The sequence below is a fragment of the Streptomyces sp. NPDC002463 genome, from assembly GCF_042889835.1.
In the GTDB taxonomy this organism is placed as follows: Bacteria; Actinomycetota; Actinomycetes; order Streptomycetales; family Streptomycetaceae; genus Streptomyces; species Streptomyces nymphaeiformis.
In genome coordinates, this window is record NZ_JBIARL010000044.1 from 23,147 (window position 1) to 32,680 (window position 9,534).

Consider the following 9,534-nt stretch of genomic DNA (forward strand, 5'->3'; position numbering starts at 1 on the left):
TCGTCCAGGCATCGACGGGACCCAGTCCCGACCGGGCGGCCGTCAGTGCGTACGGCCCGCCGATTCCGGCGGCAGGCCGTACCGATGCATGCGTGGTCCCGCAAACAACCACTTCGGAGACTAACATGACCGAGATCAACGAACCGATCGGCCTGGCAGGGGAGTTGAGACCACGCAGCGCACCGCGGAAGGGGGCGCTCGTCGCGGTCGGTGCCCTGCTCGTCATCCTGACCAACGCGATCATGTTCATCCTGCCCCCGCTCCTGCCGATCATCCAGACGCAGTACGGACTCGCCACCGTGTCCGCCGTCATGTGGATCTTCACTCTGCTCACGCTGGGAGGAGGCGCGGGCTACATCCTGCTTCCGCGCCTCGCCGACGTGTCCGGCGATCGCAACGCGTCCGTGCTGGCCTCCGGCTGTCTTGCCGCCGGGGCGCTCATCCCCGCGGTGGGCGACTCGTACCCTGCCCTGCTCATAGGGTCCACGATCATGGGCTTCGGCAGTGCGGCCCAACTGCTGCCCCTGGGCTTCCTGCGGCGGAACCTGGGGGAGGAGGGGATCATCACGGCGGTCCGCGTCCTGGTCGTCGCCTCAGGAATCGGGATTGTCGTGGGCATGATCGGCGGTGGGCTCATCGTCGAGACCCTGTCCCTGCGCACGTTCTTCTGCATCCTCGCCGCGGCGTGCGTGGCGACGACGATCGCCTCGTTCGCGGTCGTCCCCCATGTCCCGCCGGCGGAGTCCGGCGGTCGCATCGGCCTGCTCGGCACGGTGTGGTTGATCACCTGGGTCGGGGCGGTGCTGCTGACTCTGACGCAGGGCCTGGTGTGGGGCGGCGCGGCCGTCATCCCGTTGATCGCCGGTGTCGTCGGTGGCGCCCTGTGGGTGCGTGTCGAGCGGAAGTCCTCGGCGGCGGTGTTCGACGTGGTGCTGCTGAAGTTGCCCCTCGTCACCGTGGCGTGCCTGTCGATGGCGGTGTTCGGCGCCGTGAACGCGGCCTTCCTGCTGCTGCTCAGCACGTACAGCCAGGTCGTTCCCGCCTCCCTCCCGCCCGGGGACGCGTACGGTCTCGGACGCACCGCGCTGCAGACGGGCTGGCTCATGGTGCCCTTCGCAGTGATGTTCGTGGTGGGCGGCAAGGTGGTCGACCGCCTGGTCGCCAAGGGGCGCGGTGCTTCCGTGCTCGTGACGGGGGCGCTCCTCAGCGCCCTGGGACTCGCCTGGCTCGCGCTGGCCCACGACCGCCCGTGGCACTATCTCGTGGGCGCCGGCGTGATCGGCCTCGGGTGCAGCATGGGATACGCGGCCGGTTTCAGCATCGCCCAGATGGCGGTGCCCGAGGAGAAGGCCGGGATGGCCGCGGGTGTGGCCGGCACCGCCATGGCGATCGGCATCGCGTTCGGATCGGCACTGATCACCGGCGTGCTGAGCGCCTCGGTCGTCTCCGTTCCCGGAACGGACGTCGAGGTCGCCGAGAAGAGCCTCTACGGCACGAGCTACTGGATCTCGGTCGGCCTGGCCATGCTGATCGTGGTCGCCGTGCTCATCTCGCGAGCGCGCAACGGCCGACGCATGCCCGCCGCGGCGTCCTAGACCGACCGCGATTCCCGATGGAGGTGCCGACGTGCCAACGGGCGATCCGCCGGCACCTCCACAAGGTCGGCGTCGAACGTCGGCGGACACGTCTGGAGTCGCGCTCACAGCTCCAGAAACAGATCCAGTGGTATCTCCTGCCCCAACCCGATCTCGGCCCAGATGGTCTTGCCCCGGTCGCTGTAGCGAGTACCCCACATGCCGGTGAACTGCGCCACGAGGAAAAGGCCCCGCCCTCCTTCGTCTTCGCTGCCGGCGCGGCGAAGATGCGGGGAGGTGTGGCCTCCGTCCGAGACCTCGCAGATCAGGGTGGAGTCGGCGGCGCGGAGCAGGCGCAGGGAGACCGGGGGGCGGCCATAGCGGATCGCGTTGGTGACGAGCTCGCTGACGACCAGTTCCGAGACGAACGCCGCGTCGTCCAGCCCCCACTCCTCCAGTTTTGCTCGGAGGAGCGCACGGGCTCCGGCGACTTCGGCCGGGTCGGAGGCGATGTGCCAGAACGCCATGCTGTCCTCGGGGAAGGCATGGATGCGCACCAGCAGCAGTGCGGCATCGTCGTCGGCAGATCCCTGGACCCGTAGAGAGACGATCTCGTCGGCCGCCTGCTCCAGGGATTCGGTCGAGGCGTCCAGCGCGCCGCACAAGTCCGCTACTCCCTCGTCCACGTCCCGGTTGCGCGCCTCGACCATTCCGTCGGTGAACAGGGCGAGCACGGTACCCTCGGCGAAATCGAAATCCTTGCACTCGAAAGGAAGCCCACCGATACCGAGCGGGGGGCCTATGGGCAGGTCGAGCTCTACGGCCTGTCGAGCCCCTGCCCCACGGCCGGTGGCGACCGGCGGTAGGTGGCCCGCGCTGGCCATGGCGCATGTGCGGGACGTGGGGTCGTACACGGCGTACAGGCAGGTCGCCCCCAGTGCCTTGTCCGTCGTCTCGTCGCCAGGTGTCCTGTGTATTCCCACGCGTGCCTGGCTCACCAAGTCGTCCAGTCGGGTGAGGAGTTCGTCCGGCGGCAGGTCGAGGGCGGCCAGCGCCCTCACGCTTGTGCGCAGTCGTCCCATGGTGGCCGCGGCGTCCACTCCCCGCCCCACCACGTCGCCGACCACCAGCCCGACCCGGGCGCCCGACAGCGGGATCACGTCGTACCAGTCGCCTCCGACTCCGAGAGGGCCGGTGGTGGGGATGTAGCGGTGAGCGAGCTCGAATCCGCTCGGTTGTGGAAGCACATGCGGGAGGAGTTCGCGCTGTAGTTTCAGCGCTGTGGCGTGCTCGCGGACGTAGCGGCGAGCGTTGTCCACGCACACCGCGGTGCGCGATGCCAGTTCTTCCGCGAGTGCGCGGTCCTCCTCGGTGAAGGGCGTGCGGGGCGGCTGCCGAATGAGGGTGACCGTGCCGAGCGCAGTGCCGCCGAGGAGCAGAGGCAATGCGAGCAGGCGTTGGTGCTCAGTCGTCGACGGACCGCCGATGACGCCCAACAGCGGATCATTTCGCGCTACGGAAGGATCACCCTTGGTGTGCTCCACCATGAGTCGCAGCCCCGCCGGTGCGCCGGAAGCCGAGGGCGGGGCTTCTTCTCCGGCCAGTACCGACTCCGCGACCTCGATCCGTATGGAGTCGGCGAAATCCGGAACCACGAGCTCTGCGAGTTCCTGCGCTGTCTGCCCGATGTCGAGCGTGGTACCGATGCCGCTGGCTCGGCTGAGCAGCGCCAGGCGAGACTGTGCCTCGTAGCGTTCCGTGATGTCGACGGCCGCCTCACAGACGCCGAGCGGGTGGCCCGCGTCGTCTTGGAGACGGAAGTACGAGCACGAGTAGACCCGGTGATGCTCGGAGCCGGCGGGGGTGGGCCCACGCCAATGGACGTCGAGGACGGTCTCGCCGGTGAGCCATACCCGCTCCACCACCTCCTCCATGTCGCGGTACCCCGGAGGAGAGAGGATGGTGCCGTGCGGATAGATCGCACTGCTGGCTTGTCCGAGCCATTCACCGGCGCGCCAGTGCATGACCTTCTGCACGAGGGCGTTGGCCCATTTGAGGCGGCTGTCCGGGCCGTAGACGCTCAGCGCGACCGGCGCCTGTGTGAAGAGACCGGACAGCATCGACTGGTCGGCGACCCATTCTCGGTAGGAGGCGCCGGCCACCGCCATGACGACCCAGGCGGGCCTTCCCTGCGTCTGTTCCACCGGAAAGATGCGCAGGGCCGTCTCCACCAACGACCCGTCCGGGCGTCGAACGGTACGGGTCTCGCTCCGGGCTTCCTCGGATGCCAGGGCTTCTGCTGCCCCGACCGCTTGCGTGTCGCCCTGGGCCCGAACGTCCCGCAGGACCTCGCTCACCGAGTGGCCGAGCACATCGGGGGTGTCGGCACCGTAGAGATCGCGAGCCGCAGGACTCCAGCCAACGACCTTCCCCTGCGCATCCACCAAGATCATCGCTGCCGCGGTCATGCCGAAAGGGCCCTGATGATCGGTCCCGCGTGATGTATGCGTCGTGACCATGTGACCTGCCCAGTACGGGAGCATCTGAAAATAAGGCTACGCCCGGACGCCTGGATCTGTCTTAGACGTCGTTTCTTATGGCGTGATCGTTCGTTGATCCGTGCATGACGGATCTCGTGGAGCGACTGGTGCCGGACGAGTTGTGGGCACTGTTTCGGCGGGTGGTGCCACCGACAGTGGTCACGCGTCCGCAGGGCGGTGGCCGGCGTCGGACAGGTGACCGCGAAGCCCTGGCCGCGATCATCTTCGTGGCGACCTCGGGCTGCACCTGGCGACAGCTGCCGCCAGTGTTCGGCCCGGCCTGGCCCACGGTCTACCGCCGGTTCGCCCAGTGGAGCCGGGACCGGGTCTGGGCCAGGCTCCACCGCGTCATCCTTGACGAACTCGGAGCGAGGGGCGAGCTGGACTGGTCGCGATGCGCGATCGACTCCGTCAGCCTGCGGGCGGCAAAAGGTGGCCACTGACGGGACCGAATCCGACCGACCGCGGCAAGCTGGGATCGAAGATCCACCTGATCTGCGACCGGAACGGACTGCCACTGTCCCTGGGCATCTCCGGCGCGAACACGCGCGACAGCCAAGCCCTGGAGCCGCTCGTGCGCGGCATCCCGCCCATCCGGTCCCGCCGCGGGCCCCGGCGCCGGAGGCCGGCGAAACTGCACGCGGACAAGGGCTACGACTACGCCCACCTGCGCCGATGGCTCCGCGAGCGCGGTATCCGCCACCGCATCGCCCGCAAGGGCGTCGAGTCCTCACAGAGGTTGGGCCGCCATCGGTGGGTCGTCGAGAGAACCGTGTCCTGGCTGGCCGGCTGCCGACGGCTGCACCGACGCTACGAACGCAAAGCTGAACACTTCCTCGCCTTCGTCGGCTACCGCCGCTTGGCCAGCCTTCTCACGGCCTGAGCCGGTTCTGCTGTACGTCGAAGCAGATCAGGCCCATGGACTCCGCGACGGCCGCCGCGTAGGCCGACGCCTCCTCGGCCATGCTCCACCGCATGGGGAAGTAGATCAGCGGACCGCTGGCCTCGCCGATCAGCGGCCCGGTTGACCAGGGTGAGGTGTCCTCCTCGTCCTCGGTGAGGTCGCACCACCGCTCAAGCAACGCGGCCACGTAGGCCGCGATGCGCTCGGACGGAGGCTCTTCCACCTCGCTGTCGATGTAGCGGTCGTACAGGTCGTCGAAGACCCGGCCGGCGGTCTTGTCATCCGCCGGCCTCTCGCCTTCCCAGACAGCAAGGTCGTAGCTCATGCCAGGAGGCTCTCATGCCGCTCTGACAGCCATAAGAAACGATGTCTTAGCCGTCCAGAGGGCGGCGAACCGTCCGGCGAACGGGCTTGATGGCGTAGGTGCTGCTGACGGCCCGTTCTCCCCAGATCCTCCCCAGCGCTTCCGGATCCCCAAAAGGCCAGCTCAGAGGGCCTGTGGAGGGGAGGGCGAGGAGATCACCCGCATCACTTCTCCCCAAGGACTCCCCGGCATCCCATATGGTCGTTTCGCGCGGGAGGTGCAGGAGCAAACCATGAATGCTGCCCGATCGGAGTCCATTGACCCTATAGCCAGTCCCGGCGCTTGAAAATGGCGTACAAACTGACGCATACCACCCCCATCAAGCCGATCGCGAAGGGGGTACCCGAGGCCCCAGTGAAGCTCCGGCATGTCGTCGAAGTTCATGCCGCAGCTAGTCCCCACGAGTGTGGGAACAAAGAGGATGGCGGCCCACGAGAAGATCTTCAAGAAGTCCTCGCCCGCGGGGCGCTGACCTGCGCAGATAGACGTCTAAAGGGGTGCTGACCTGCGATTTTGCTCCTTTCCGGAGCTTTCACGATGACACCGCCTTACGCGGTCGATTCTCCCCAGACGCTCCCCAAGGCGGCTTGATTCTCCCTAGATTCTCCCCAGCCGGCACTGCTTCGGCAGGAGCGCAGCCCCTGGTCAAGGCTGGTTCTCGGCTCGGAGAAGCGGCTACGCACAGTGTCAGGGGAGGAGCATGATTGTGTCGTGCGTGTTCTGAACGGTCCGTCTCGGCGGGAGCCTTCGGTAAGTGTCCAACGGTTCGTGCCCTTGCCATCCAGGGCGGGTTCGCCCTCGGTTGTTGTCCGAACGCGCGTCGTGGGTTCATGAGCATGCTCCCGGAGGAGTCTTGCTGACACTCGCTGATATGGTGAGGAAGATCGAGGCCGCCGGTGCGGAAGTGAACATCGCCGCCCTCGCCCGAATGACCGCCACCTCCCGGCAGACCCTCCACACCCGCCTGCGTCCTACTCAGTAGAGCCACGCCGAGAAGCCCGCGTCGGAATAGCCCTTCATCCTCGTCTGCATACGCGAGGCTGACCTCGGTCAGATTGTGCGCCTTCTGGCAAGTCTTCCCGGTGTAGAGCGAGACTGCCTGGTGCGTTAGCTGGACGCCGCGCCCCGGCGGGAGCCTGCGGCGGGTACCGAGCAGTTCAGGTCCTTCCCGACCCCAAAGAGACCGCTCCTAGTTGCCGCTCGAACACGCAACGTGATTGCTGAGTCGCGTGTATGCACCGGATTCCCGCTGACGTAGCTCCCGTCCGAGGTGTAGCTCTGGTCGCAATGGCGTGAATTCGCTGGAGGCGGTGTCCTGCTCTCAGAGAGAATCCGCGCGTGGCCCCGTTGCTGACCGAGATGCCGTCTGACCGGTTGGACGCGCTGATCAAGCACCCGTTCCACCGAGAGAACGGTGAACGGCTCGTCGACCTCATCCGGGACCTGCGCCAGTGCAACAGTGCCGAGGACTTCGTGGCGTTCCAGCGGGAACTTCTGCATGCCACGCTTGCGGCGAACCTTGCGCGTGCGGAGCGTTCGCGGGTGATCAAGCGACTCAGGAAAGGGCAGTCGCTTCCTGCGGATGCTCCTGATCTCATCGTGGGTGATCCTCACGACTTGGAGGACTGGCGGCTGGAGTCCGACGTTCTGGAGCGCGTGGCCCGGCAGTTGCGCTCGATCGGGGATGCCATGGCCTGGCGGGCCTTCCGATACGACCGGCGCTACATACTCACGCTGCGCCGCAACGAATCACCAGGGCCGATGACCCTCAGCAAGGAGGGCACGGTCCATGAGATCCAGTTCGCGGAACAGCAGTGGCGCGAGCATGGGCGTTTCGCGTTGCTGCACGACATCACCAACTGTCTGCGTATTGGTGACGTGACCGTCTTCCACGACCGGAACGAGGACGAGCAGGATGTCCTCCTGTACGAGCTGAAGGCGAATCCGAGGCGGCGGGAGAGCGCCCAGCTCACGCGGACTCGCTTGGCGGCTAATGCACTGCACACCGGCGGACCACTGCCAGGAGCGGACAAAGCCGTTCTTGTCGAGACCGGCGTGCCCTACGCCACCCATCTCTCTGCGCTCGGCGACGCCTTCGCGCGAGCCCATCAGGACGGGCTGAAGACGATGCGCGTGCCGGGGCAGCGCGGCCTCCTCGCCCTTGACATCGTGGCAGCCGGCAACAGGTGGGGAGAGCAGGAAGCGACCCAGCAGTTCCACAGCTCGTACACGGCGCTGCTACGCCGTATGCGACTGACTGGACAGATCATCAGCTTCAGTAGCGGGGACAGCGCCGCCCGCAACACCATGGCTCCGCCGTGGGGCATCTATCCGCTTCAGCCCGCGCAGTGCGCCGGCCTCATTGCCGATGTCCTGGTCTTCAGTGTGACGCTGTCGGCCGACAACTTCATCGAAGAACTTCGCAAGACCGGGCTGAACGCCAACTGGGTTCTGCCGGACGGGGCTGAGATGGGGCCAGCCCAGCCCGTCGTGACCGTTGAGGGCCATGGCCGCCGGGTCACGATGGCCAGAGCAGGTATCGAACAGCTCATGCTGGAGCTAACTGACCTGCGAGCCTGGGCCGATGGCATGGAGCAGCTGCTCCGGAAGGGCACGGCCGGATGGCAGCCATGGCCGTACTTCATCGACGAGCACAAGGTGTGGGTTTGACACCGGCTGCGCCAAGGGCCTGCCCCTGCCTCCCAGTCGCTCCCCAGCCGACGTGATTCTTATGGCCGCACACGTCAGGGTGTTGTCCTTGATCGCGGTGAGGTCGTTGCCGGTGCTGCTGACTTTGACGATCGTGTTGTTCCGGAACGCATGTGTGACGCCGGCGTCGGGCGACGATCACCGCGGCGATGGCGAACACTGTCAGCGGCACGAAGAGAAGCGACGCCCCGTCGATCCCGGCAGACAGGCACAGGACCGGACCCACACCGGCAGCGAGTGCCGCGCCGGTGAACACCTTGGACAGGCCCCGGCCGTCCTCAGCTTCAGGCTCGGGGTCAGCCGGCAGGTCAGCCGGATCCAGCAGCGCCCCGTACGAGGCCTACGCCTGACGGACGGGGTATATGCGACAGGATGCGCGGTAGAGGCGCGAGTTTCCGGAAGCTGCGAGCGTATCCCCCAGGCCCCCGAGGTGCGTTGCCCCGCCCGGCTAGGGACCGCCCAGAGGTCCCCTCTGGCTCCAACCGTCCGAAGCAACGACTCGCGAAATCGCAGGACTAGGATGATCCCCATCGTCGATCCATCCGGGGGGATGTCTTGTCGAACAGTGGTGACCTGCCAGATGATCAGTCGGCCGGGAATTCACCAGGGCTGATTCAAGGTCTGGGTGATCTTGATGGAGTGCAGGTCAGACCAGGCCGAGCAGGTCCAGTGGGCGGGTGAAGGGCGCGTAGGAGGCCTCGCTCAGGCCGGCGGCGATGCTGTTGTGTCCTGCGGCGCGGAGGGTGTTGATCGCCGTGTTCCGCAGCGTCGCCATGTTCTCCGGTCCGCGCCCGGTGCGGATCTTCGAGGCGTCCTCGGCGAATGCGGTGTCCCTGACGAAGTGGACCCGGTTCTCGATCACCCACTGCGACCTGGCCAGCTGTCCGATCCGCTGCGGTGATGCCTGGCGGGCCGTCAAGTCGCTGATCACGTAGACGGTCTGCCGGGTGACCTTGCCGGTTCTCAGGTCGGTGCGGTGCCGCAGGATCTTCGCGGCCTGCACTGCGTACGGGAAGTCCAGGCCGAGTCCGGTCACGGTCAGCACCCGGGTCGAGCGGGTCTCGCGGCGACCGTGTCCGCGCTCGCGGTCGTAGCGCCTGGCGGTGACCTTGTTCCATGGCAGGGACCGCAGCGCGGCGGACAGGCCCGGCTGGTTGGCCTTGACCACGAACAGGTAGTGCGCGTGCTTCTTCTCGACGAGGAAACGGGCATGCTCACGCTGCGTGTGCAGGGCGTCGGCGGTGACCACGGTGCCTGCCAGGTCGAACGGGGCCAGCAGGCGGGCGAAGCCGGTGATCTCGTTGGTCTTGTCGGGGACCCGCAGCTGGGTGACGGTGTGTCCGGCCCTGGTGACCGCAGACAGCAGGTGGGCGGCCGGGACGTCCACGGTGCGCGAACCACGCGCACTCTTGCCGTCCAGGGCCAGGCTCTCGACCCCGTCCG

The 9,534-nt window shown here is 67.1% G+C and carries 6 protein-coding genes and 1 pseudogene; 3 read left to right on the plus strand and 4 right to left on the minus strand.

The features are described 5' to 3' along the window. Positions 1 to 125: 125 nt before the first annotated feature. Complete coding sequence (locus tag ACFYX3_RS41380) at positions 126 to 1,595, plus strand: MFS transporter (protein ID WP_389025236.1); 1,470 nt, start codon at positions 126 to 128, stop codon at positions 1,593 to 1,595. 104 nt (positions 1,596 to 1,699) lie between these two features. Here ACFYX3_RS41380 and ACFYX3_RS41385 read toward each other — a convergent pair whose 3' ends face one another. Then, positions 1,700 to 4,042, minus strand: coding sequence for a SpoIIE family protein phosphatase (locus ACFYX3_RS41385; RefSeq protein WP_389025238.1), 2,343 nt, complete (start codon positions 4,040 to 4,042; stop codon positions 1,700 to 1,702). Positions 4,043 to 4,197: 155 nt separating this feature from the next. Here ACFYX3_RS41385 and ACFYX3_RS41390 point away from each other — a divergent pair. Further along, a protein-coding gene (locus ACFYX3_RS41390; protein ID WP_389025240.1) for an IS5 family transposase occupies positions 4,198 to 4,997 on the plus strand; the annotation gives its coding sequence in 2 pieces (ribosomal slippage) (positions 4,198 to 4,555 and positions 4,555 to 4,997; 801 coding nt in all). Here the strand turns inward: ACFYX3_RS41390 and ACFYX3_RS41395 are convergent. Together ACFYX3_RS41395 and ACFYX3_RS41400 are read right to left on the minus strand one after the other, a co-directional pair. After that, a complete protein-coding gene (locus tag ACFYX3_RS41395; RefSeq protein ID WP_078095606.1) occupies positions 4,987 to 5,343 on the minus strand; it encodes a hypothetical protein in 357 nt (118 codons plus the stop codon). The two genes, ACFYX3_RS41390 and ACFYX3_RS41395, sit on opposite strands and share 11 nt — an antisense overlap. Before the next feature lie 302 nt (positions 5,344 to 5,645). Then, positions 5,646 to 5,838, minus strand: a pseudogene (locus ACFYX3_RS41400) (CorA family divalent cation transporter); the annotation flags it as partial. An 882-nt stretch (positions 5,839 to 6,720) separates the two neighbouring features. On the opposite strand from ACFYX3_RS41400, the gene ACFYX3_RS41405 reads away from it, so the two are divergent. Next, the gene (locus ACFYX3_RS41405; RefSeq protein WP_389025242.1) at positions 6,721 to 8,052 is read left to right on the plus strand and encodes a hypothetical protein; all 1,332 of its coding nucleotides are present in this window, start codon (positions 6,721 to 6,723) and stop codon (positions 8,050 to 8,052) included. Positions 8,053 to 8,737: 685 nt separating this feature from the next. On the opposite strand, the gene ACFYX3_RS41410 is transcribed toward ACFYX3_RS41405, so the two are convergent. Continuing rightward, the coding region (locus ACFYX3_RS41410; protein ID WP_389025244.1) for an ISAs1 family transposase at positions 8,738 to 9,534 on the minus strand (797 nt) is incomplete at its 5' end.

Excerpts from the sequence above, each read along its gene's own strand:
- ACFYX3_RS41385 (WP_389025238.1), bottom strand. The coding sequence starts at position 4,042 with ATGACCGCGGCAGCGATGATCTTGGTGGATGCGCAGGGGAAGGTCGTT.
- ACFYX3_RS41380 (WP_389025236.1), top strand. The coding sequence starts at position 126 with ATGACCGAGATCAACGAACCGATCGGCCTGGCAGGGGAGTTGAGACCA.
- ACFYX3_RS41395 (WP_078095606.1), bottom strand. The coding sequence starts at position 5,343 with ATGAGCTACGACCTTGCTGTCTGGGAAGGCGAGAGGCCGGCGGATGAC.